This window comes from Cupriavidus sp. GW822-FHT02D05 (assembly GCF_058802485.1).
This window is the reverse complement of sequence record NZ_JBXAOE010000006.1, coordinates 36,770-60,494: the sequence shown is the minus strand read 5'-3', so window position 1 is coordinate 60,494 and position 23,725 is coordinate 36,770. Positions and strand designations below refer to the sequence as shown.

Sequence of the window (23,725 nt, the reverse complement as noted above, 5' to 3'; positions counted from 1 at the left end):
TCCAAGCAAATTCTATGCCTCGCCACCACTATGGCAACTATCTCCATGGAGATATCACCTTGGCGGGGTTGAGACTGCGCCGTCAATGCACGACGATGCGGCCATCTGTTGCGCATATACACAGCTCAATGCAAGCCAGCCTTCCCCACGATAGCCCGCCCCTTTACAGCAGGCCTGACTACCAGGCGCACGCCATGCATGGCACCGCACGACACCACATCGTGGTATGGGCAAGTGCGCCGTCCCGTGAAGACGAGCTGTTCGCAGCCGAGTTAAGTGCCAAGGTAGCCGAACGGCATACGCTGCTAACGGCCGCTAGCCCCGGAGCCGACGACCAGGCCACACTGGCGAAGGCCCTGGAAGCCGCGCTACGCGTCGCCCGCGCCGGCACGCATCTCTATCTGTCAGGCGCCGAGCACCAAGTCTGGTGTCTGTACAACGCTGCGCAACAGTTTGGGATGCAACCGCAGCAGATCAGCGTCTCGTGCTGCGCGAGTGAAACACGCCCCGTGTACTGCGTGCATTGCGCCACGCTGCAGCAGGCCGCCCAGAGCGAACTCAACTGTTGCCGGTGTGGCGTGAGGCTGATGGTGCGCGACCACTTCTCGAGGCGGCTGGGCGCGTACATGGGCGTAGTCGCGGATGCGGACAACCCCTATGCGAGAGGCCAAGCATGACGAGGACGATTCAAGTCAAGGTAGCTGCGAGCAGGCAGCTCACGCCGCTGATTCGCGAGTTCATGCTGGCGCCTACGGTCGGCAAGCTCCCGAGATTCTCTGCTGGCAGCAACATCCAGGTACGGCTACCTACGTTGGACCGCGTCCTGCGCAATGCATACTCATTGGTCAGCGACCCACATGACCATTCGCATTACCGTATCGCCGTGCGCTTGCAGGAAGCGTCTCGCGGCGGATCACGCTATCTGCATGAGCAAGTCCGTGAAGGCGACAGCCTGGAGATCACAACGCCGTCCAATCTGTTTGCACTGCACTCACTTGCCCAGCGCCACATTCTGATCGCAGGCGGCATCGGCATCACGCCATTCATGAGCTATATCGAGGACCTGGAGCGGCGCAATGCGAATTTTGAACTGCACTACGCCTATCGGACCGGCCTGACCGACGCCTATGTCGACGAGCTGAGCCAGCGCCTGGGCGAGCGCTTCCACGCCTATGACGCAAAACAGGGCAAGCCGCTGTTGCTCAGCGAGGTGCTCGGCCACCGTGCCCTCGGCTCGCATGTGTATTGCTGCGGGCCGGAGCGTCTCATCGCGGGCGTCCGCGAATGCGCCAGGGCATTGGGCTGGCATCCGAGTTTGGTCCATTTCGAAGCCTTCGCGGCCCCCCAACCCGGGCAATCGTTCACGGTCGATCTGGTGCGCAGCCAACGCAGCATCCAGGTGGACGCAAACCAGAGCCTGCTCGAAGCACTGGAGCAAGCCGACATCGAAGTCCCCAACCTCTGTCGTGGTGGCGTCTGCGGCCAATGCGCTACTCGCCATCTCGGCGGCGACATCGAACACCGGGACCACTACCTTTCCAGCGACGAACAAGCGCAGATGTTGATGCCCTGCGTTTCGCGCTGCGGCGGTCGCTCTCCCTTGCTACTCGATTTATAGGAAGGATCCCAGTCCATGGCCCTCAAGCTCGCCTCCACGACGCAAAGCTTCCGTGAAGCCTTCACTTATCGCAATAGCCCGGAAGCCATCGCTCGCTTTCCATTTCCGTTCACCGAAGACAAGTACATGTATTCGGTGAACATCGAACCGGCGGCCTCGCGCGACCCCGGTTCGATTTTTGAGCATCAGTTCGACATTGACGAACACTACCGCTCCGAGATGGCCGAGCGCTCTATGGTCCTGGAAAAAGACCCGCGCCGCAGCATCGTCATGCCGCATATGCAAGTCGCCGCTTGGGATGCGCTGGAACTGTACATGGAGCATATGAGCCAGGACTATCCCGAGTGGTTCGCGCTCGAGCGCCAGGGCGATCAATGGCACTGGACCAACAAAGCGCTGGGACTGGATCAATCGTTTGTCTTTGGGCAGGCAGACACGTTGCCCTACGAACCGCTGGAGTACATCATGCGTCAGGCGCAGGGCGACATCGCTCTGCTCGACCAACGCGATGGCGACCTCTTCATGGATGCCGGCGTCATCACCGCCCCGGCTGACTGGTCTCTCGCCTTCGATGCCGGCATGAGCTTCAAGCAATGGCATTCGCCCGTGCCGCTGGCGCACCAGCTTGGCGTCTTCGATCGCGCGCTCAAGTTCCTGCTCAACATCCAGGTCGGCCACCCCGTGCGCCGCCTCAACTGGACGCTCACCATCAACCCGCGCCTGGACACCTCCTCGGAAACCTACCACGAGTGGGGCGCCGATCGCGGCACGGTCACCGCGCAAAATGCCGGTCGCAAAGTGCACCTGCGCGTGGAGATGCAGCTCATGGCACGCCTCCCGCGCAGCCACGCCCTGCTTTTCGGCATCCGCACCTACCTCGCCAGCCTAGACGAGATCGTCACGCAACCCGGCTGGGGGCAGCGCCTGTATCGCGTGATACGCGACCTCCCCGAACCCATTGCCGACTACAAGGGCATCAGCCGGTACCGCCCACAACTACTCGAATGGCTGCGCCCCTTCGATCCCGAAGCATCCTGAACGCACGCACGAACACCGCGCCACGGCGCTGTCGAATCACACATCAACCAGACTGGAGAACATCACATGGCCAATTCCTGGCGTATTTCCGCACTCGCCGACCGCCACCGCGCACTGGGCTCTAAGCTCGAGGACTGGAATGGCATGGGCACGGCGTGGACCTACGACACCGGGCTGGCGGATCACCACGAGGCCATCCGCACGCGCGCGGGCCTCATGGACGTCTCCGGCCTGAAGAAAGTGCACTACGTCGGCCCGCATGCGGAGAGCCTGCTCGACTACGCTTGCACCCGCGACATTTCCAAGGTCTACCCCGGCAAGTCCGTGTACGCGGCCTTTCTCAACGAAGAAGGTAAGTTCATCGACGACGGCGTCATCTACAGGACCGGCCCCAACGCCTTCATGGTAGTCCACGGTGCGGGCACGGGCTACGAATGCCTTACCCGCGGCGCGCAGGGCAAGCAAGTCGCGGTGTTGTTCGATGACGACCTGCACAACCTGTCATTGCAGGGCCCGCTGGCCGTTGACTTCCTGGCCGAGCATGTCCCGGGCATCCGCGACCTGAACTACTTCCACCACATCCAGAGCCGCCTGTTCGGCCGGCCGGTGACGATCTCGCGCACCGGCTACACCGGCGAACGCGGCTATGAGATCTTCTGCAAGGCAGCCGATGCCCCCCTGATCTGGGACACCATCCTCGAACAAGGCAAGCCTGCAGGCATCATTGCATGCGCATTTACGGCGCTGGACTGGCTGCGTGTCGAAAGCTACCTGCTGTTCTACCCCTACGACAACTCTGAAATGTATCCCTTCGCCGACGAGAAGCCTGGCGACAGTCTGTGGGAGCTGGGTCTGGACTTCACGGTATCCCCGGGCAAGCGGGGATTTCGCGGAGCAGAAGAGCACTATCGTCTCCAGGGCCGCGAGCGCTTCAAGATCTTCGGCGTGCAGGTCGACAGCCAGCAAGCCGCAGCCAGCGGCGACACCCTTTGGCGCGACGGGCAGCAGGTCGGCGTCATCACCTGCGCCATGTACTCGCGGCTGACGCAGCGCTCGCTCGCTATCGCCCGGCTCGAGGTCGACAGCGCAGTGGCGGGAACTGCGCTGCATGTGCGCGGCAGTCTGACATCCACCGCCACCGCGCAACCCATGCCCTTCGACGACCCGTCCAAGGGCAAGCGTACCGCCAAGGGCTGATCCCGCAACCATCCCCCTGAATGCTGCCCCGATAAGCCTCCCCATGGACACTTCCTCTCCAACCCACTACGTCATCAAAATCACTTGCCCCGCGACCACGGGCATCGTGGCTTCCATCACTTCCTATCTAGCGGAACAGGGTTGCTACATTAGCGAACTGGCCCAGTTTGACGACGAAGACACCGGCCGCTTCTTCATGCGCGGAGTCTTCCGCCTCTCTGCAACAGCTCGCTCGGACATCGCGGCGATCCGCAGCGGCTTTGGCCCCGTCGCCGAACACTTCGGCATGGAATGGGAGCTGTTTTCCAGCGCCGAGCCGATGAAGGTGCTGCTAATGGTCAGCAAATTCGACCACTGCCTGGCCGATTTGCTCTATCGCCGGAGCAAGGGCGAGATCGGCTTGAACATCACCGCCGTGGTCTCCAACCATCTTGACCTGCGTCCCATGGTCGAACGCGAGGGTCTGCGCTTCGTCTATCTTCCGGTCACCAAGGAGACCAAAGCCGCACAGGAAGCCGAGCTGATGAAGATTGTGCGCGAAACACAAACCGAGCTCGTAGTGCTGGCGCGCTACATGCAGGTCTTGTCCAACGATCTCTGTAGCCAGCTTGCAGGACGCGCCATTAACATCCATCACTCGTTTCTACCCGGCTTCAAGGGTGCCAAACCCTATCACCAGGCTCATGAACGGGGCGTCAAGCTCATCGGCGCGACGGCCCATTACGTGACGGGCGATCTCGATGAAGGCCCGATCATCGAGCAGGAAGTGCAGCGCGTCGACCACACATACCGGCCCGACGATCTGGTCGCCGTGGGCCGCGCCACCGAAACCGTGGCATTGGCCCGCGCAGTGAAGTACCACCTCGAGCACCGCGTGTTCGCCAACCACGACAAGACGGTAGTGTTCCGATGAGTGCAATGCGCATCGACGGCAAACTAGCCGCAGCCGAGCTTTTGGCCGTCACGGCCAGCGAAGTCGACAGACTCAAGGCGAACGGCATCGTCCCATCCCTGACGGTGATCCTCGTAGGCGAGGATCCAGCCAGCGACGTCTACGTCCGCAACAAGGTCCAAAGGGCACGGGAAGTCGGTATCCTCTCGACCGAGCACCGCCTGCCGGCCGACACCAGCCAGGACCGCCTGCTCGCGCTGATCGAGTCGATCAATCTGGACGCCTCTGTGCACGGTATCCTAGTGCAGTTGCCGCTTCCACGCCATATCAGCGAGCAGGCTGTAATCCAGTCACTGGATCCGCTCAAGGACGTGGATGGGTTTCACAGCCACAATGTCGGCTCGCTGGCCCAAGGTTTGCCCTCGTTCGTCCCCTGCACGCCCGCAGGCTGCCTGCAACTGCTCCAAGGAACCGTTGCCGACCTCGCTGGCAAGCATGCCGTAATCATCGGTCGATCCAATATCGTGGGCAAGCCCATGGCGGCGCTGCTGCTAAAGGCCGACTGCACAGTGACCATCCTGCATTCACGCTCGCTCAACGGTGCGGCGCTATGTCGGCTTGCCGACATCGTGGTGGTCGCTACAGGCCGGCCAGGCCTGATCACGTCCGACTGGATCAAGCCTGGCGCTGTGGTCATTGACGTAGGCATCAACCGCGTCCAGGAACAGGGCAGGACCCGGCTAGTCGGCGATGTCGCCTACGACGATGTCGCTGCAGTGGCCTCTGCGCTCACGCCGGTGCCCGGCGGCGTAGGACCCATGACCATCGCCAACCTCATGGCCAACACGGTCCAGGCAGCCAGACAGCAATCCTTGCTGGCGCGTTGATCGTGAAACCTGGTCTCCTGGCACAGGTTCCCAGGCCTTGGTTGAATGCCTGACCATGAAGCAAGCCATCCAGGATCGAATGCCAGTCAGCAAACGCTGACTGGCATTCTTTATTGGAGCCTGATGCTTGGAGACCCCGATTTTTACGACGGGGGGATTGCGGCGATCGGGTCTGTACGCAGGCTGCACGACCGGATGAGCTTGGGCGAGCAGGCAGGCTGGCCAAGTGAATGGGTAGTTCGCCTGTAGGTTTGATTGCGCCAAGGCATAGCGCCGCCAAGGTTGCCTATCCGGAAGAATGGAAGCTGACGCGCAGGGTCGTAGCACTCATGTGCTTGGACTCGATTGCGCAGTAAACGCCGACGGCTCCGGGCGATTGTGAATCAGCTGCTCTGCCTTGGCCAGGCGCAAACACGGCCAGCACCGGCATCCATTACACCTTAACCCACAATCGCGCGGACACCCGGGCCGGGCTTCCGCGCGATCGTCGCGACAAACAGGTTCAATGCATTCAGCCTGCTGCCGCTGGCCTAGCCCATTGCGGACCTCACGATTGCGTTCGTGCGCGCCCCCGCGTGCCCAGCACTTCAATCACACTGATAACTAAAGCCGCGCCAGCAAGCAACGCGCAGAGCAGGACCGAACTCGTCCCGGTGCGAAGCATCGTCTCCGGCCCGAAGTCCTGCGGCCCGCCTGGCCCCGGCTGGGAGATCAGCAGGATCACGATCGCGGATCCGAGTGCCGCGCCGATGCGCTGTACAGTCACCAGCATGCCCACCGCGCTGCCGGCGTTGCGGCCCGCGACCGTCAAGAGCGTCGACGCCATGTTCAGACTGAAGAAGACACCACTGCCAAAGCCGGCGACAGACAATGGCACGATAAGCACGGCCGGGCTGACATGGGGATCGGCCCGCAGGATGAGGTAGCTGACCAGGTAGCCGCCCGACAGCATCAAGAGGGATGCGGGGATGACCCAGCGCTTGAGCATGTTGGCCAATCGATCGCCGACCAGAGGCCCGATGGAGCTACCGAGCGAGAAAGGCAGAATCACCAGCGCCGCCGCAAGGGCACCCTCGCCCCGGCCGCTTTGCCATATGACCGCGAAGGCAATATAGATGGAGCCGGTGAAACTCGCGAACGTCAGAAATGCCGAAGCCAGGCCGAAGGAGAACGTCGTCTCCCTGAACAGGCTCAGTGGCAACAGCGGGAACGCGTTGGCCCGCTCAAGGCGGCGCTCCCAGAGAATGAAGGCGATCAGCAGCAGCACGGCAGCGATCGCGCTGATCGACGCCCACCAGGCCACTTGGCCGTTGCTGATTTGAATCAAGGGTACGAAGAATCCGACCACCGCCAGCGACATCAGGATGGACCCGAGCAAGTCGAAACGTCCCAGCCCTTCTGCCGCGCTGCTCTTGCCAGGCAAGGTGGGAATACCCAGCAGGATGGCGAGGACACCCAGCGACAAGCCGTATGCCAAGGCCCAGCGCCAGCCATTCTCCATGCCGACCGTCTCGATGATCCAACCGCCGATGATGGGACCGAAAAGTGCAGCGAATGCCACGACGAAAGCGTAGAAGCCGAATGCCCGCGCGCGCTCGGCACCGTGGAACATCACCTGGATGAGTGCGGCAATCGACGGAATCATCAATCCACCGGCAACGCCGTGGAGCAGGCGGAACACTACCAGATGGCGTTCGTCCGAGGCTAGGGAGACGGCAATTCCGGTGAGCACGTAGAGCAAGGTGCCCAGGAGGAACACCCACTTGTGGCCGTAGCGGTCGCCCAGCCTGCCTCCTGGCACCAGGGAGAGCGCGTAGGCGAGCGCGTAGCCGGCGAGGACCCAGGACGACGCAGCCTCGGACAGACCTAGCCCTTTGCGGATCGACGGCAGCGCAATGTTGGCGCACGTGAGGTCGAAAAAGGACATGGCAAGCGTCAGGAAAAGGACCGCAAGCGCGACCCATCGAGCCGCGGATGATTGTCCGACCGCGGTATTGCCAAGAGTTGTACTGGACATGGGGGCACCCTAAAGAGGAGTTGCGAACCGTCTCTGGACTGGCCTCGCAACAAGGATTTACACGGGCATTTGGGGAAAAACGGCTAGAACGAATAGGTGACTGATGCGACGAAACGCGGTTTGTTTCTCCACCCGACATTCGGGCCACCCACAGTGGAGGCGCCGGTATACACCAGCCCCAATGTCATGTCATCCCGCCATTTATAGTCGACCCCGACCAAAAAATAGTATTTGTCCTTTAACCCTTGATCTTTTAGCCCAACCGGCAATAGCAAGCGGCCGATCTCGCCCTTCACCACAATTTTCTCGGTCAGATTCTTCCAGCCCTCCAGAGCCAAAGCCTGCCGGCCCCGTCCATCAGGAAGCCCGACGTAATACTTACTGATTACTCCGGTCCATTTAATGGAGAAATTTTGAAGATAATATATGGCGTACAACGATGTGGTGTTCAAGTACGCCGCGCCCGGATAGAAGTTATAGCCGACACTGATGTCGTAAACTCCGGGACCGAGCTTTGAGCGATACCCGAGGTATGTCGTCGAATCTATCCGGTTGTTGTCCACCATCTTGATGGTAGAGGACCAATTCCCGAGGTAAATTCCGTTGTCGAACCCGTAAAACAAACTTGCCTGCAGGGTCGGGAAAATCGCCTTGTCCTCATAGAAGTCCTGGTCCGCACCCGCCCATTTGTAATGGCTCAGAACCGCGATGCTGCCATGAAGGTCCCCTGCAATGGCGTGACTCGCACCTAGTACCGCAGCCGGCAGGAGCACAACCGAAAGCCAATTACCTGTCTTTTTTTCATACTTTCCAGCGGTTTTTTTCCTATTGATAACATTTCTTTTCATAAAACTCCCCTTTTATTGTCGCTATAAATTGATTACTGAATGAGTATTTCGGAATACGGCAATAGCATGCTCTCGTCGCGTGCTCGCGAACTGGCCTATGGAGATGACTAATGACAGTGGCTGTGCTAGCTGCTACGACCGGCTTCCGCCTGCCGCCACCGGGTTGGGAGCGCGATTTCGCGGGCGGGGTGCGGTTCGCCTGTTAGGCGCGCGCGGCGGGGCTGCATGGTGTGCGCATTCGCCGCGGCTTTTAAGGGGAAGCGGTCATCGGACAGCATCGTGCCCCCGCTCACCAGTGCGGATGCAGCGGACATCCGCCACGCTGTGCACAACGATTTTCTCGTCGCCGAGCTTGCCAGTGAGCACGGACCACCGGATCGCGTCGATTGCGCGATCGGCCAAGACACCGTCGACGGCCAGTTCCAGTTTGAGCTTGGGCAGAAGGTCCTTCACATACTCCGCGCCGCGGCACAGTTCTGTATGACCGTTCTGCAGGCCACAGCCAATGACCTCGGTCACCGTGAGCCCCTGTATGCCGACGCCCGCCAGCGCGTTCCTGACGTCGTCAAGCTTGAAGGGCTTGATAATCGCGGCAATAAATTTGATCGCCATGAGGCTGCCTCGCGAGTTCAAGTGGAAGGGGTCAGGCGGGTAGCTTGTAGCCAGTTTCGCCATGTTCGGATGTGTCGAGCCCCTCGACTTCTTTGTCTTCGTCCACACGCAGCCCGCGGCAGCACAGCGAGGCCACCTTGAGTGCGATGTAGCTCGTGGCCAGGCAGAACAGGATGCTGAAACCAATAGCGCCAACCTGGACCAGCATCTGCCCGCCGAAGTCCCGCGCTTCGGGCAAGCCGACGCCGCCCAAAGCGGGCAAGGCAAACATGGTCGTAAGCAGGCCGCCGACAATGCCACCAACGCCATGCACCGCAAACACGTCGAAGGAGTCGTCCAGCCCTAGCGCGGGCTTGAGCTTCTCGACCGCCCAGATGCAGCAAGGCGAGGCGATGGCACCGACCATCAACGCCCCCATGGGCCCGACAAATCCGCATGCTGGTGTGATACCTACTAGGCCGGCGACTGCACCCGTGACAACGCCCAACAAGCTGGGCTTGCCACGGTGCAACCATTCGATGAACAGCCACGACATGGCGCCCGCTGCTCCCGCGAGCATGGTGTTCACGATGACGAGCATGGCAAAGCCATTGGCCAATAGGGCGCAGCCGCCGCAGAATCCAAGCCAGCCCACCCACAGCAAGGAGCCGCCAGTCATGGTCATGGTCATGTTGTGCGGTGCCATGGCGGTGGCATGCAGGCCCTTGCGCGGTCCAACCATCCAGGCCGCCACCAGGGCCGCGATGCCGACATTGATGTGCACCACGTTGCCGCCAGCGAAGTCCTGGCTCCCCCAGACGAAGACCCACCCGCCGCCCCAGGCCATATGCGCCATGGGCACGTAGTTGATGGTGAACCAGACGGTCATGAACACCAGCACTGCCGAGAACTTCATGCGTTCGGCGAAGCCACCCACGATGATGGCTGGCGTGATTGCCGCGAACATCATCATGAACAAGAAGTACAGCAGTTCGGGGATGGTGCCGTGAACCGACTCCGGCGTCACTCCGCTCAAGAAGAGTTTGGAAGCCCCGCCGATATAGGCCTGCCAGTCCCCGCCATCCGCAAACGCGAAGCTGTAGCCATAGATGGCCCACAGCACACAGATGAGCGACGCTACGGCAAACACTTGCGTCAAAACCGACAGCACGTTCTTTGCGCGCGCCAAGCCGGCGTAAAACAAGGCCAGGCCGGGCAGCGTCATCAGCAAAACGACCAATGCACATGTGAAAACAAAGGCGGTGTCGCCAGCACTGATGGTTGGTACGGCCTTCGCTGTCTGAGCCCAGCAGGAGCTGGCCATCAACGCAAAAAGGGCACCTCCCGTGCGAATTCCGTGTCTTGCAGAGCTTGTCATGGCATTCCAGTCAATGGTGAAAAACGTGGCCCGCTGGCCAACTTCTCACCATTGCGCAAGTACCATGCCAGTATTCATGCTGGGAATTAAATATTCCTATTAAGAAGTACTTAAAAGATTACGAAGTTGCCGCGCCGCAATGGGGCGCAATGCGCTCGCGCACTTGCCAATGGTGCGTGGGAACGTGGTCCGGTGAATCTGGAAAGGAATGGTCCGGTCAGCGCCGGGAGCTGAGCCGGGGCGATGAGGCACCGAAAGCGTGGGCATATCGTTCCATCGGATTGGCGCACGCGCCGCTGGTGCACGCCAGCCATTGAGACTGGCAATTGCGCACGACAGGACCAGGCCCCCCGCGCCTATGGTCCGTCCGGCACTCTTGGGCAGTGCGGGGACGGACCGCCCGACAGCCGGCCATCAGCTCACACCGTTATTTGTGACCCTCATGGTGCGGCAGCATGGCATAGACCTGGGGCGGGGAGCCTTCACGCGCCAGCGGAACGCCAGTGTCGTGCGCGAGGGAATCAAGGGCGAGGGCCGGCAACGCCGTCATGCGTGCGACGGCGCGCCCTCATGTTGCACCAATAGAGAGTGACAGCACTGCAGATCAAGACGCGCGGCCGATACTCTGGATCTGCTCCAGTGCCCCAGCTAGCATGGCCTTTAGCAGCGGCTGGACCTGTTCGGCCAGTTCCGATCGATAGTTAAAGGGGGCTTCTTCGTCCATATAGAGGCATTGCGCCATTTCCAGCTGGATGGCATGGACGCACTTGTGCGGCTCGCCGTAATGTCGCGTAATGTAGCCTCCCGTGAAACGGCCATTGGCAACATAGGTATAGCCCCGCCCTCCGGGCATGGTGGCCAGCGGAGCCAGCGCGGCCCGCAGCACCGCGTCGGCACAGGAGGCGCCCGAGTTGGTCCCCAGATTGAGGTCCGGCAGCGTGCCCTCAAACAGCAGCGGCAGCACGCTGGCGATGGAATGCGCTTCCCACAGCAAGACGCAGCCATGCAGCCGGACGAGCCGGTCCAGCTCGGCGCGCAGCGCCTGATGATAGGGCCGCCAGTAGGTCTCACGGCGGCGAGCGATCTCCGCGTCGTCAGGCATCTGACCGGGCCGATAGAGCGGCACGCCCTTGAAGGTTTCAATCGGGCACAGGCCGGTCGTCGTCTGCCCCGGGTACAGGCTTTCTCCGGTTGGCGGTCGATTGAGATCAATAGCGTAGCGAGAGAGCGTCGCATTGAGCACCGAATAACCCTGGTCTTGGGCGAATCCGTAGAGCCGGTCAAGATGCCAGTCTGTGTCGCTGACAATGCTGGCTTCCTCCGACAAGGACGGCAGGATCTCCTCGGGCAAGCGCCGGCCCAGGTGAGGAATCGAGATCAGCAGCGGCAACGTGCCCTGGTGGAGTTCAAAAACAGGCGTGCTCATGATGATGTCTTCAAGGGGTTGGAAATGGCGCGCTCACGACTAGCGCGCCGGAAGAAAGCGCGGGCATAGCCGCGCGCAAGGCTGGCAACAGATCCAGTTCGAGCGTCGTGCGGGTCAAACGCACAATCTCGTCGGCGGTCTGCGACCATTGCGCATCGCGGTACAGTAGATGAAACTCGCGCTGGCCCAGCCTGGATGGCGGCAGCGCCACCACCTGGACTTGGTCCAGCCAAGCACGCGACTGCCAAAGGCACAACGGCGTGCTGATGGCCCAGCCCAGACCGGCGGCCACCACGCTTAGCAAGGGATCGGTCGCGTCAAAAGCAAAACGCTGTGGCATCTCGACGCCCAGGTGGCGCAGGAATCGTTCGACTTGCTGCCCAATGACGGAGCGCGAGGTATAGCGGATCAGCGGTAGCAGTTGCGCCTGGCGTTTGATGTCCAGAGCCTCTCGCAGCGCAGAGCTGTCCGCGCCTCGTGGCAGCACGGCGACCCAGGCTTCGGAGAAGAGCATGCGCTGTGCCACGCGGGGATCGGACGGCACCTCGGTGCATACCGCCAGATCGAGGTCGCGCGCCAGTAGCTGTGTATTCAAGCTAGGCGTAAGTCCCGACCAGAGCTGAAGCTGGCGGGCCGAACCCGACAGCGCGCGAATCAGTGAGGGGCCGACAGTGGCCGCAAACGAATCCACGCAGCCCAGCCGGAGCTGGGCATGATCCTGGCGCACACTCTGCCTGAGACGGTTAGAGATGTTGCGCGCATCAGCAAGGAGGCTGTCGGCCATCTCCAGCAGGATGTTGCCAGCACGTGTCGTCCTGGCTGGCCGCACCTCGCGATCGAGCAGTTGCACGCCGTAGGCTCCCTCCAGCACCTTGATCATCTGGCTGACGGCACTCTGGCTCACGCCCATCCGCTGTGCGGCGAGTGCCATTGAGCCCACCTCGCAAACAGTCATGAAGGTTTCCAGCGCGTGGAGGTCGGGCATCACTCTTTCGCGGCGCATCTGCAACGAACTGCTCTGCATATTTATGACCTCCAAGCTAGGGGCTGGCTGACATATTCGCCTGAGCCGCAGCACATCGGCCACAACAACACAAAAGCTAATAATCTGTATTAGATTATCTTCACTTGCACGGCACCCAAGCCGTCCTGCATATGCTTGCGTCAAATCTCAAGCTACTCGGAGCAGACATGGAGAGTTTTGACGCAATCGTGGTTGGCGCCGGTGTCATCGGCACTTCGGTGGCCTACCACTTGGCCCGGCTGGGCTGTAGCCGGGTCCTGGTGCTCGACCGCACGCAGATCGGCGCGGGCACGACCTCTCAATCTAGCGGCATTCTTCGTACGCACTACTCGGTCATCGAGAACGTCAGGCTCGCGCAAGCCTCGTGGAACGTCTTCAACGACTTCGCCAACTACCTCGGCGACGAAGACGCTTCCTCGGGCCTGGTCAAGTGCGGCTATCTCATTGCGGCGCCCGAAGGCCCCAAGCTTGAGCCATTGCAGTCGGCCTTGCAAGCCCAGCGTGATCAAGGCATCGAGGTACGCTACTTGACACGCCAGGAAGCCGAAAGCCGGCTGCCCATCGCCCGTTTCGACGATGCCGCGCTTATCGGCTACGAGCCCGAGGCGGGCTTCGCCGATGCGTACTTGGTAGCGACCAGCTTCGCCCGCGCTGCGCGTCGCATGGGTGTGAAGATGATGGAAGGTGTCGAGGTGGAGAAGCTGCTGGTCGACAATGGCAAGACGGTGGGCGTCGCGACCTCGGTGGGCACCTTCCTGTCGGACACGGTCATCAGCACGCAGAACATCTGGGCCCGCGACATCGAGCAATGGACCGGCATCGCCAGCCCGGTGGTACCCGAGCGCCACAGTGTTCTCGCGCTCGAAGGGCCCGAGGCCTACACCTTCCGGATGCCGGTCTACAAGGACCTTGGCTCGCCAGGCATGCTCTACTGCCGCAGCTACGGCGGCAGCCAGATGCTCGTCAGCGAGGGCATTGTCGGCGAGACCCTGCTCGCACCCGACAACGAACAGGGCGACATCAGCCTGGACTACATGGTGGAAGTGGGTTCCCAAGTGGCCGAGCGCTTCCCGAGCTTTGAGACTGCTGGCGTGGCGTCTTCCTGGACCGGCGTCTACGACGTCACGCCCGACTGGAACCCGGTTCTCGGTCGCCTGCCCGACCTGGCTGGGCTCGTGGTCGGCTACGGCTTCTCCGGCCACGGCTTCAAGCTCTCACCTGCCGTCGGCCTGATGCTGGCGCAATGCGCTCTCGGCCTGCAGACCGATGTCGATATCGCGCCTTATGCGCTCGAGCGTTTCCGCACTGGCGGCCTGCTGACTGGCAAATACGGCCTGGGTGCCGTTTCTTGAGTTTTGTTGTCCTAACTCACTTCCGTCCCATCCAACTCTTTGAGTACCGATCAGAATCCAGCCATGCATGTCCTCGTACCCGTCAAGCGTGTGATCGACCACAACGTCAAAGTGCGCGTCAAAAGCGATGGCTCCGGCGTCGACACGACCGGCGTCAAGATGTCGATCAATCCTTTCGATGAAGTCGCCATGGAACAGGCCGTGCGCCTCAAGGAGCAGGGCTTGGCCACGAAAGTCACCGCCATCGCATGCGGCGCAGCGGTCGCACAGGACGTGCTGCGTGCCGCGCTGGCCATTGGCGCGGATGCGGCCGTGCTGGTGGACACCGGCGGCGTGCCGCTGGAGCCACTACACACCGCGCGGCTGCTGCGCGCTTTCGTCGCGGGCGAACGCGTGGACCTGGTCCTGTGCGGCAAGCAGGACATCGACGACGATTTGGGCGCCACCGGTCCGATGCTGGCCGCGCTGCTCGACTGGCCGCAAGCAGTCTCGGTCAGCCAATTGCATGTCGAAGGCCGGCAACTCAAGGTCTCGTGCGACGCGGATAGCGGCACCGAGCGATTGGCCGTGAACTTGCCTGCTGTGCTCAGCGTCGATCTGCGCTTGTGCGACCCACGCAACATCACCCTGCCCGCGATGATGCGTGCCAAGAAGGCGATCATCGCACAGGTCCCCGCCGCGCTGGATGACAGCGCGCCGGCCACGGTGCGGCAATTGCACGTGGGCGAACCACCGGCTCGCCAGGCTGGCATCAAACTCGACGGACTGCCCGCGCTGATCGAGCAGCTGCGTGCCCTGCCCGTCCTGCAATCATGACTTCCGGAGTCACCGCCATGAACGCTCTCATTCTTGCCTCCCACGACGGGCAGCAACTTGACGCCTCCACTGCCTGCGTCGTGACCGCCGCTCAGTCATTGGCCGCCGGCGGCCAAGTGCACCTGCTGGTGGTCGGCCACGAAGTCGCGGCCGTCGCCGCCCAAGCCGCGACACTAGCTGGCGTTTGTGTCGTCCTCACGGCTGACGCCCCGGCATTCGCAGCGCTCAATGCCGAGACGCTGGGCCGGCAAGTGGCCGCGCTCGCTGCCCCTTATGCCTGGGTCCTGGCCACACACAGCCTTCAGGCGCGCGCGGCGCTGCCGCGCGCGGCGGCGCTTGCCGGTGCCGCGTATCTGTCTGACGTCACCCGGACCTCAGCCGATTGGCTTGAGCGTCCGGCCTATGCCGGCGCAGTCGTGACCCGGGTCCAGCCTATCGCCACATCGACCTTCCTCACCGTGCGGGCCAGCGCATTCCCGGCTGCTCCAACATCAGCTACGGTGGCACCGGTCCAGGACGTCCCGGCCGTCGAAGCGGACGTCCGCACCAGCATCCTGGGCCGCGAAGGCAGCGCCAGCACCCGCCCGGACCTAAGCCGCGCACGCATCGTCGTCGCTGGCGGGCGTGGGGTCGGCTCGGCCGAGAACATGGCTAAGGTCGAACACCTGGCAGACCACCTGGGTGCCGCGGTGGGCGCCTCGCGTGCGGCGGTTGACGCCGGGTTCGCGGCCAACTCGGTGCAAATCGGCCAGACAGGCAAGGTTGTAGCACCCGATCTGTACGTCGCACTCGGCATCTCCGGCGCCATCCAGCACTTGGCCGGCATCAAAGACGCCAAGTGCATCGTGGCCATCAACAAGGACCCGGATGCTCCGATCTTCCAGATCGCGGACTATGGCATCGTGGGCGATCTGTTCGAAGCCCTGCCCTCGCTGGAATCCGGTTTGCCAGCAGCTGCCGCCTGACCCTGGACGATCATCGGGAACTTGCCATCATGACCGTATCCAGACTGCCGCCCGGCTTGCGCCCCTTCACCCTAGCGGACGTCGCGCCGCAGGCATGGCGCAACGGCGGTGGCTACACACGTGAGCTTCTGATGCACCCCTCCGCCGACGATGCCAATTGGGACTGGCGCGTGAGCTTGGCCGACATCTGCAGTGAAGGCGCTTTCTCGATCTTCGACGGCGTGGACCGCACGGCAGCCTTGGTGTTTGGCCCGGGACTGACCCTGTGCGGCCCTGCTCCGCAAGCCCCCCTCGTCTTCGACCAGATAGGCTCCGTGCGCAGTTTCGCGGGCGAGACTGCACTGAGCGCACAGCTGCCCGGCGGGCCGGCCCGGCTCTTCAACGTGATGGCTCGGCGCGGAAGCGCCCGAGCCGAACTCGCCAGGCTTGACCAAGACTGCGAGCTTGACCTGAATGGGGTGGCCGCCACCGTGCTGCTCGTTGTCCGCGGCCGCTTTTCTGCCGAACTCGGCTACGAAACCCAAGGCAGTGCAACCTGCCAGATGGGCAGCGAAGCTGGCCTGTGCATCACCGCCGACTGCCAGCGCTTACGCGTACTGGCGCTTCAGCCCGATTCCTGCCTGATCCACGCCATACTGCGGCGCGTCTGACAGCTACCCTCCTCCTTGCCGTCTTGGCATGCGGTGCGCCGATCCTGCGGCCTTGGCTGCATTACAAGCATTTCAAACGATGAACCCACAAGAAATCCTCGAACAGTACGGCCCCCGCGAGTCCATGGAATATGACGTGGTTATCGTGGGCGCAGGCCCTGCCGGCCTGGCCACGGCCATCCGCCTGAAGCAGCTAGCTGCCGAAAATAACAGGGACATTTCGGTGCTGGTGCTTGAAAAAGGCTCCGAGCCCGGCGCCCACATCGTGAGCGGCGCGGTGATGGACCCCAAGGCTCTGTCGGAACTCATGCCTGACTGGAAAGAGCAAGGCGCCCCCCTCAACCAGCCGGTTACCGCTGACGAAGTGCTGCTGCTGTCCAAGACCGGCTCCACCAAGATGCCTGCCGCGCTCCTCCCCAACAACTTCCACAACGATGGCAACTATGTGGTCAGCCTGGCCAACGTCGTGCGCTGGCTCGCGCGGCAGGCCGAGAACCTCGGTGTGGAAATCTTCCCAGGCTTTGCGGCCGCCGAAGTGCTCTACAACGAAGATGGCTCTGTAAAGGGTGTCGCCACCGGCAACTTGGGCATTAGCAAGGACGGCGAGCCGACCGACGAGTTTCAGCTTGGCATGGAATTGCATGCCAAGTACACCGTCTTTGCGGAGGGCGCTCGCGGCCACCTAGGCCGCCAGTTGCTGGCCAGATTCAAGCTGCAGGACGGCAAGGCGCCCCAGAGCTTTGGCATCGGCATCAAGGAACTATGGGAGATCCCGACCGACATGGCCCGGCCCGGTCTGGTGGTGCACACCGCTGGCTGGCCCATGGACAAGGAGACCTTTGGCGGCGGCTTCCTCTATCACCTTGAAGGTGACAAGGTCGCGTTAGGTTTTGTGATTGGCCTCGACTACAAAAACCCGTGGCTCAGCCCCTTTGAGGAAATGCAACGCTGGAAAAAGCACCCTGCCATCCTCAAGCATATCGAAGGCGGCAAACGCCTGAGCTATGGCGCACGCGCGATCAACAATGGCGGCATGCCCAGCCTGCCCAAGACCGTGTTTCCAGGTGGCGCGCTTATCGGCTGCGATGCAGGCTATCTCAACGCCAGCCGCATCAAGGGCAGCCATGCCGCCATAAAGAGTGGCATGCTGTCCGCCGACGCCATCTACAACGCTGTGGCCGCGGGCCGTCAGCACGATGAACTTACCGCCTATCCCAAGGCCTTTGAGAAAAGTTGGCTGCACGATGAACTCAGAGCCGCGAGCAACTTCAAGCCCTGGTTCAAGAAGGGCCGCACGATCGGCATGCTGATGGCGGGCATCGAGCACTGGCTGCTGCCCAAGCTGGGCGTCAAGACGCCGCCGTGGACACGGAAGAACCCCGCGGCCGACCACACCTTCCTCAAGCGCGAGGCCGAGAGCGCCAAGATCAGCTATCCCAAACCGGACGGCAAGATTACCTTCGACCGCCTGAGTTCGGTGTTTGTCTCCAATACCAATCACGCCGAGAACCAGCCGCCCCATCTCATGCTCAAGAACACAAGTGTGCCGACAGAGATCAACCTGGCGCATTACGCCGGCCCCGAGTCGCGTTACTGCCCGGCTGGAGTGTACGAGTTCGTGCCTGATGAATCCGCAGGCGGCGAGCGCTTGCAGATCAACGCCCAGAACTGCGTGCACTGTAAGACCTGCGACATCAAGGATCCCACCCAGAACATTGTCTGGGTCACGCCAGAGGGCGGGGGTGGGCCCAATTATTCGAGCATGTGAACGCTCGTTTCCCGACCCCGACCACCCAGCAAAAGCAGCGCCACGGCGCTGCTTTTGCTTATTCGGTGTTGCGCGGGTACACGATGATCGACAAAAACTTGATAGGACACTGCACGAGGTTCTCGGGGCCATGCGGAACCTCGCCATCAAAGCTTAATGAATCTCCAGGCTCCAGCAAATACGTTTGTTGACCGCAGCGGTACTCAATGACCCCTTCGAGCATGTAGAGAAACTCCGTGCCTGGATGCTGGAACGTTGGATATCGCTGACTGTCATCCTCGATGGTGATCAGGAACGGCTCAAACAGTTTGACAGGCCCCTGGCCATAGGCCAGCAGATGGTACGTGTGCCCGCTCTTAGTGCCTCTTCGCACCACTTCCATGCCTGCACCATTCTTGACATGTTGCGCTGTGGACGCAGTCGCGTCGTACTTGCTAAAGAGCACGGACATCGCCACCCCCAGAGTTCGGGCGATCCGGGCCAGCGTATCCATGCCCGCCATGGTGCTACCTGTTTCTATCTTTGAGAGCATCCCACGGCTGATTCCCGCCAGTTCCGAGACTTGGGCAATGGTCAGCCCCTCTCTCAATCGCAGTTCCCGGATGGCAGCGCCGACCGACTCCTCAAGCGCAGGTGCGCGGGTTTCATTGAAGTTTTCCATAAGTTCTAGTTTAGCTGGTGCGGCGTTAACTAGACATCCACGCATGATTCACACCAGGCATATTTGTTGCATGCTATGAATCAAGACGATTGCCTCGGCCCATTGATCACAGTCGTCTTTGTCCTTCGCAACGCTTCTCCTTTAGACCTTAGGAACCTGTCCCGTGAAATCCGACCCGACTGCACACCTGGTTCACCCACCGGGCGAACTCGTCTCTCCTCCACGCTTTGAAACCGTCGAGCAAGCACAGGATTATTTGCGCGCGCAGGGAGTGAGCTACGTGCTCGCCCAGTTCGTCGACATCCACGGCGTCGCCAAAGCCAAATCCGTTCCGGTCGCCCATCTTCCCACGGTGCTCAGCGCGGGTGCGGGCTTTGCCGGCTTTGCCATCTGGGGTGTCGGCATCGAGCCCCACGGCCCGGACTTCATGGCCGTAGGCGACCTTGCCACGCTGTCGGTCGTGCCGTGGCAACCTGGCCTGGCGCGCATTGTCTGCGAAGGCCACGTACTCGGCCAGCCCTGGGCCTACGACAGCCGCGTGACGCTCAAGAAGCAGGTCGCGCGGCTGGCCGAGAGGGGCTACACCCTGTTTACCGGGCTGGAGCCTGAGTTCTCGCTGCTGCGCCGCGACGAGCACGGCAGCATCGCACCTTGCGAGCCCACCGACACACTCGCCAAGCCCTGCTACGACTACAAGGGGCTGTCGCGCACGCGCGCATTCCTGGAGCGCCTGTCCAACGTCATGCGTGCGAGCGGCATCGACGTCTATCAGATTGATCACGAAGACGCCAATGGCCAGTTCGAGCTCAACTTCACCTACGACAACTGCCTGACCTCCGCCGACCACTTCGTGTTCTTCAAGATGGCGGCCTCCGAGATCGCCAACGAGCTCGGACTGGTCTGTTCCTTCATGCCAAAGCCCTTTGCGAACCGCCCCGGCAATGGCATGCACATGCATTTGTCAATCGGCGACGGCCAGCGCAACCTGTTCGAAGACAAGAGCGACGCCCGCGGCATGGAGCTGTCGCAACTGGCCTACCACTTCCTGGGCGGCCTGCTGGCCCATGCCCCCGCCCTGACCGCCCTGTGCGCGCCGACTGTCAATTCCTACAAGCGGCTGGTAGTCGGCCGCTCGCTGACCGGAGCCACTTGGGCGCCCGCCTACGTCAGCTACGGCGACAACAATCGCTCTTGCATGATCCGCATCCCCAAAGGTCGCCTGGAGCTGCGCCTGCCCGATGGCGCAGCCAATCCCTACCTGGCCACCGCGGCGGTCATCGCCGCCGGACTCGATGGCATCGACCGCCAGCTAGACCCCGGCGCGCCGCAAAACGCCAATCTGTACGAGTGGAACGAGTCCCAACTGGCAGAGGCCGGCATCGGCCTGCTGCCGCAGAACCTTGGGGCGGCACTAGACAAGCTCGAAGCCGACAGCGTCATCTGCGACGCACTCGGCCCAGTAGCGATCGAGTTTCTCAACCTCAAGCGAATGGAGTGGCTGGAGTACCAGCGCCATGTCTCCGAGTGGGAAATCAAGCAATACCTCGAATTCTTCTGAAAGGAAATCACGCCATGTGCGGAATCGTTGGACTTCTCGTCAAAAACCCTGCGCTGCGCGAGCAGTTGGGCGAACTCATGGTCCCGATGATGATCGGAATGACCGAACGCGGCCCGGACTCGGCCGGCCTGGCTGTCTTCGCGCCGCCATTGGCTGGCGGGCGCCGCAAGGTCAGCGTCTTTTCGGGCTACGTCGAAGGCGGCGACCACTATGACTGGCAGGCGCTGGTGGAGGCCCTCAACCAGGACCTGGGCGATGATGCATCGGCCGAAGCCAAGGGAAACCACGCCATCGTGACCTTCGGCATCGACCCCGAAGCTGTCAAGACCTGGATCAAGAGCTACCAGCCCCTGCTCAAAGTGTTCTCCACCGGCAGGAGCATCGATCTCTACAAGGACATCGGCACGCCCGCGGAAGTGGCACGGCGCTACGGCTTCGCCGGCTTCAAGGGCAGCCACCTGGTCGGCCACACCCGCATGGCTACCGAGTCGGCCGTGACGCCGGACCGTGCCCACCCCTTCACCGCTGGCGAGGACTTCTGCCTGGTGCACAACGGCTCGCTGTCCAATCCCAACGGCATCCGCCGCATGCTGGCGCCGCATGGTATCGAGTTCGACACCGACAATGACACCGAGGCAGCCACGCGCTTTCTCGAATGGCGCCTGCGCGAAGGGGACGAGCTGAAGGACGCGTTGCAGAAAGGCTTCGCGGTCCTCGACGGCTTCTACACCTTCCTGATGGGCACGCCGACCGAGCTTGCACTTATCCGCGACCCCTTTGCCTGCAAGCCTGCCGTGGTGGCCGAGACCGACGACTATGTCGCCATCGCATCTGAATTCCGTTCGCTGGCCCATCTGCCCGGAGTCAAGAACGCCTTTGTCTTTGAACCCGCACCCGAGGAAATGTACGTATGGAAAGCGTAAAGTTCGACTTGGCCGAAACGCCACTGCGCGAGGTCAACCAATACCTGCACCGAGAAGCCCCGGCTCATTCCGGTCTTCAGGTGCGCATCGACAACCCCGGCGGCGCCCACGCCATCGCCGCAGGGCTTCATGCCCCCATCGACGTCACCATCGCGGGCCATGCCGGCTACTACGCGGCAGGCATGAACCAGTTGGCGACAGTGACCATCAGCGGAAGCGCCGGCACCGGCGTCGCTGAGAACATGATGAGCGGCAAGGTCCATGTCAAGGGCTTCGCGTCCAACGCCGCCGGCGCCACCGCGCAGGGCGGGCTGCTGGTCATCGACGGCGACGCCGGCCTGCGCTGTGCCATCTCCCTCAAGGGCGCAGACGTGGTCGTCGGCGGCTCAGTCGGCAGCTTTTCCGCGTTCATGGCGCAAGCCGGCAACCTGGTCGTCCTGGGTGACGCGGGCGAGGCCCTTGGCGACTCGCTGTATGAGGCCCGCATCTTCGTACGCGGCTCGGTCAAGAGTCTGGGCGCGGATTGCGAGGAAAAGACCATGGGCGAGACCGAGCGCGAGATCCTTGCCGGGCTGCTGCGGCAAGCCGGCCATATCGACATCGATCCCTCTTCCTTCAAGCTCTATGGCTCGGCCCGCACGCTCTACAACTTCCACGTCGACAACGCAGGAGCCTACTGACATGACCGCCTCCAACACGACCAAAGAAGCCCCTCCCCATATCCCGCAAACCCTGCCGCGCTTCTCGGCTACCTTCGACCCGCCCACCCTCGCCGAGATCCGGCGCGCCGCGGTCACTGGCATCTACGACATCCGCGGCGGTGGCACCAAGCGCAAGCTCCCGCACTTCGACGACCTGCTGTTCCTCGGTGCTTCGGTAAGCCGCTATCCGCTCGAAGGCTACCGCGAAAAGTGCGGCACCGACGTGGTGCTTGGAACCCGCTATGCCAAGAAGCCCATCCATCTGAAGACGCCGGTGACCATCGCCGGCATGAGTTTCGGCGCGCTCTCGGCCAACGCCAAGGAGGCCCTGGGCCGCGGCGCCACCATCGCAGGTACCAGCACGACCACCGGCGACGGCGGCATGACGCCCGAGGAGCGCGGCCAGTCGCAAACCCTGGTCTATCAGTACCTGCCGTCGCGCTACGGCATGAATCCTGACGACTTGCGCAAAGCCGACGCGATCGAGGTAGTGATCGGACAAGGCGCCAAGCCGGGCGGCGGCGGCATGCTGCTGGGCCAGAAGATCAGCCCGCGGGTGGCCAAGATGCGCTGCCTGCCTGAAGGCATAGATCAGCGCTCGGCCTGCCGCCACCCGGATTGGACCGGCCCCGACGACCTCGAGATCAAGATCCTCGAGCTACGCGAGATCACCGACTGGGAGAAGCCCATCTATGTCAAGGTGGGCGCCACGCGTCCATATTACGACGTGGCCCTGGCCGTGAAGGCCGGCGCCGACGTAGTCGTGCTCGACGGCATGCAAGGCGGCACCGCTGCCACGCAGGAGGTCTTCATCGAGCATGTCGGCATTCCCATCCTGGCCGCCATCCGCCCCGCCGTTCAGGCGCTGCAGGACCTGGGTATGCACCGCAAGGTCCAGCTCATCGTCTCCGGCGGCATCCGCAACGGCGCCGACGTCGCCAAGGCACTGGCCCTGGGTGCTGATGCGGTGGCCATCGGCACGGCCGCGCTCGTAGCGCTAGGCGACAACGATCCGCGCCATGAGGAGGAGTATCGGCAGCTTGGCACCACCGCCGGCGCCTACGACGACTGGCACGAAGGCAAGGATCCGGCCGGCATCACCACGCAGGACAAAGTCCTGGCGGCACGCCTGGACCCGGTGCAGGCCGGACGCCGGCTTGCCAATTATCTGGCCGTCATGACCATGGAGGCGCAGATCATCGCGCGCGCCTGCGGCAAGTCCCACTTGCACAACCTGGAACCGGAGGATCTGGCAGCGCTGACGCTGGAAGCGGCAGCGATGACCCAGATCCCGCTGGTCGGCACGAGTTGGTATCCGGGAGCCAAGGGCCAGCCAGGCTTCTGACCTGGCCAATTCCCTGCGATACGCAAGCCTGGCCTAAGAGAAGCGGGATGTGGATGTGCGCATCCCGCTT

At 62.3% G+C, this 23,725-nt stretch carries 23 protein-coding genes; 16 read left to right on the top strand and 7 right to left on the bottom strand.

Features of this window, described 5'->3' with window-relative positions:
* Positions 1 to 194 precede the first annotated feature (194 nt).
* The 7 genes from AC1RQK_RS09745 (at position 195) to AC1RQK_RS09715 (ending at position 5,881) form a co-directional block, all read left to right on the top strand.
* The gene (locus AC1RQK_RS09745; protein ID WP_492808769.1) at positions 195 to 677 is read left to right on the top strand and encodes a dimethylamine monooxygenase subunit DmmA family protein; all 483 of its coding nucleotides are present in this window, start codon (positions 195 to 197) and stop codon (positions 675 to 677) included.
* Positions 674 to 1,618: a PDR/VanB family oxidoreductase gene (locus AC1RQK_RS09740; protein ID WP_492808767.1), complete on the top strand. Its 945-nt coding sequence runs from the start codon at positions 674 to 676 to the stop codon at positions 1,616 to 1,618. Before AC1RQK_RS09745 ends, AC1RQK_RS09740 begins: the two co-directional genes overlap by 4 nt.
* Positions 1,619 to 1,633: 15 nt before the next feature.
* Positions 1,634 to 2,656 carry a heme-dependent oxidative N-demethylase family protein gene (locus tag AC1RQK_RS09735; RefSeq protein ID WP_492808765.1) on the top strand — a complete coding sequence of 341 codons (1,023 nt, stop codon included), beginning with the start codon at positions 1,634 to 1,636 and terminating at the stop codon, positions 2,654 to 2,656.
* A 66-nt stretch (positions 2,657 to 2,722) separates the two neighbouring features.
* A complete protein-coding gene (locus AC1RQK_RS09730) occupies positions 2,723 to 3,853 on the top strand; it encodes an aminomethyl transferase family protein (RefSeq protein ID WP_492808764.1) in 1,131 nt (376 codons plus the stop codon).
* 43 nt (positions 3,854 to 3,896) lie between these two features.
* Positions 3,897 to 4,766: a formyltetrahydrofolate deformylase gene (gene purU, locus AC1RQK_RS09725; protein ID WP_492808762.1), complete on the top strand. Its 870-nt coding sequence runs from the start codon at positions 3,897 to 3,899 to the stop codon at positions 4,764 to 4,766.
* Between the two features lie 5 nt (positions 4,767 to 4,771).
* Positions 4,772 to 5,632 carry a bifunctional 5,10-methylenetetrahydrofolate dehydrogenase/5,10-methenyltetrahydrofolate cyclohydrolase gene (locus AC1RQK_RS09720; protein WP_492808760.1) on the top strand — a complete coding sequence of 287 codons (861 nt, stop codon included), beginning with the start codon at positions 4,772 to 4,774 and terminating at the stop codon, positions 5,630 to 5,632.
* A 45-nt stretch (positions 5,633 to 5,677) separates the two neighbouring features.
* On the top strand, positions 5,678 to 5,881 hold the full coding sequence (locus AC1RQK_RS09715) for a hypothetical protein (protein ID WP_492808759.1): 204 nt from the start codon (positions 5,678 to 5,680) through the stop codon (positions 5,879 to 5,881).
* Between the two features lie 298 nt (positions 5,882 to 6,179).
* On the opposite strand, the gene AC1RQK_RS09710 is transcribed toward AC1RQK_RS09715, so the two are convergent.
* The 6 genes from AC1RQK_RS09710 to AC1RQK_RS09685 all read right to left on the bottom strand — a co-directional run bounded on the left by AC1RQK_RS09710 (position 6,180) and on the right by AC1RQK_RS09685 (position 12,916).
* Positions 6,180 to 7,649, bottom strand: a complete 1,470-nt coding sequence (locus AC1RQK_RS09710) for an MFS transporter (protein WP_492808757.1) — start codon at positions 7,647 to 7,649, stop codon at positions 6,180 to 6,182.
* 83 nt (positions 7,650 to 7,732) lie between these two features.
* Complete coding sequence (locus tag AC1RQK_RS09705) at positions 7,733 to 8,497, bottom strand: TorF family putative porin (protein ID WP_492808755.1); 765 nt, start codon at positions 8,495 to 8,497, stop codon at positions 7,733 to 7,735.
* A gap of 264 nt (positions 8,498 to 8,761) precedes the next feature.
* On the bottom strand, positions 8,762 to 9,103 hold the full coding sequence (locus tag AC1RQK_RS09700; protein WP_492809076.1) for a P-II family nitrogen regulator: 342 nt from the start codon (positions 9,101 to 9,103) through the stop codon (positions 8,762 to 8,764).
* A gap of 37 nt (positions 9,104 to 9,140) precedes the next feature.
* Positions 9,141 to 10,412 (bottom strand): ammonium transporter, encoded by a 1,272-nt coding sequence (locus AC1RQK_RS09695; protein ID WP_492808753.1) that lies wholly within the window; start codon positions 10,410 to 10,412, stop codon positions 9,141 to 9,143.
* 658 nt (positions 10,413 to 11,070) lie between these two features.
* On the bottom strand, positions 11,071 to 11,892 hold the full coding sequence (hutG, locus tag AC1RQK_RS09690; RefSeq protein WP_492808752.1) for an N-formylglutamate deformylase: 822 nt from the start codon (positions 11,890 to 11,892) through the stop codon (positions 11,071 to 11,073).
* 10 nt (positions 11,893 to 11,902) lie between these two features.
* The gene (locus AC1RQK_RS09685; protein WP_492808750.1) at positions 11,903 to 12,916 is read right to left on the bottom strand and encodes a LysR family transcriptional regulator; all 1,014 of its coding nucleotides are present in this window, start codon (positions 12,914 to 12,916) and stop codon (positions 11,903 to 11,905) included.
* 167 nt (positions 12,917 to 13,083) lie between these two features.
* Between AC1RQK_RS09685 and AC1RQK_RS09680 the strand changes: the two genes are divergently transcribed.
* The 5 genes from AC1RQK_RS09680 (at position 13,084) to AC1RQK_RS09660 (ending at position 18,467) form a co-directional block, all read left to right on the top strand.
* Complete coding sequence (locus AC1RQK_RS09680; RefSeq protein ID WP_492808748.1) at positions 13,084 to 14,268, top strand: NAD(P)/FAD-dependent oxidoreductase; 1,185 nt, start codon at positions 13,084 to 13,086, stop codon at positions 14,266 to 14,268.
* A gap of 63 nt (positions 14,269 to 14,331) precedes the next feature.
* On the top strand, positions 14,332 to 15,084 hold the full coding sequence (locus AC1RQK_RS09675; RefSeq protein WP_492808746.1) for an electron transfer flavoprotein subunit beta/FixA family protein: 753 nt from the start codon (positions 14,332 to 14,334) through the stop codon (positions 15,082 to 15,084).
* Between the two features lie 17 nt (positions 15,085 to 15,101).
* Entirely contained in the window at positions 15,102 to 16,049 is a 948-nt protein-coding gene (locus AC1RQK_RS09670; protein WP_492808744.1) for an electron transfer flavoprotein subunit alpha/FixB family protein, read from the top strand.
* A gap of 29 nt (positions 16,050 to 16,078) precedes the next feature.
* Positions 16,079 to 16,699 carry a HutD/Ves family protein gene (locus tag AC1RQK_RS09665; RefSeq protein WP_492808743.1) on the top strand — a complete coding sequence of 207 codons (621 nt, stop codon included), beginning with the start codon at positions 16,079 to 16,081 and terminating at the stop codon, positions 16,697 to 16,699.
* A 79-nt stretch (positions 16,700 to 16,778) separates the two neighbouring features.
* Positions 16,779 to 18,467: an electron transfer flavoprotein-ubiquinone oxidoreductase gene (locus AC1RQK_RS09660; RefSeq protein WP_492809074.1), complete on the top strand. Its 1,689-nt coding sequence runs from the start codon at positions 16,779 to 16,781 to the stop codon at positions 18,465 to 18,467.
* Between the two features lie 58 nt (positions 18,468 to 18,525).
* Here the strand turns inward: AC1RQK_RS09660 and AC1RQK_RS09655 are convergent, their stop codons facing one another.
* Positions 18,526 to 19,128, bottom strand: a complete 603-nt coding sequence (locus tag AC1RQK_RS09655) for a helix-turn-helix domain-containing protein (RefSeq protein WP_492808741.1) — start codon at positions 19,126 to 19,128, stop codon at positions 18,526 to 18,528.
* A gap of 163 nt (positions 19,129 to 19,291) precedes the next feature.
* Here AC1RQK_RS09655 and glnT point away from each other — a divergent pair, with 163 nt between their 5' ends.
* From glnT to AC1RQK_RS09635, 4 genes are read left to right on the top strand one after another with little or no spacing between them, the layout of a single operon-like run.
* Positions 19,292 to 20,686 (top strand): type III glutamate--ammonia ligase, encoded by a 1,395-nt coding sequence (gene glnT / locus AC1RQK_RS09650; RefSeq protein ID WP_492808740.1) that lies wholly within the window; start codon positions 19,292 to 19,294, stop codon positions 20,684 to 20,686.
* Between the two features lie 14 nt (positions 20,687 to 20,700).
* The gene (locus tag AC1RQK_RS09645) at positions 20,701 to 21,609 is read left to right on the top strand and encodes a class II glutamine amidotransferase domain-containing protein (protein WP_492808739.1); all 909 of its coding nucleotides are present in this window, start codon (positions 20,701 to 20,703) and stop codon (positions 21,607 to 21,609) included.
* The gene (locus AC1RQK_RS09640; protein WP_492808737.1) at positions 21,597 to 22,289 is read left to right on the top strand and encodes a protein glxC; all 693 of its coding nucleotides are present in this window, start codon (positions 21,597 to 21,599) and stop codon (positions 22,287 to 22,289) included. The genes AC1RQK_RS09645 and AC1RQK_RS09640 overlap by 13 nt, the downstream gene beginning before the upstream one ends.
* A gap of 1 nt (position 22,290) precedes the next feature.
* Positions 22,291 to 23,655 (top strand): FMN-binding glutamate synthase family protein, encoded by a 1,365-nt coding sequence (locus AC1RQK_RS09635; protein ID WP_492808735.1) that lies wholly within the window; start codon positions 22,291 to 22,293, stop codon positions 23,653 to 23,655.
* Positions 23,656 to 23,725 lie beyond the last annotated feature (70 nt).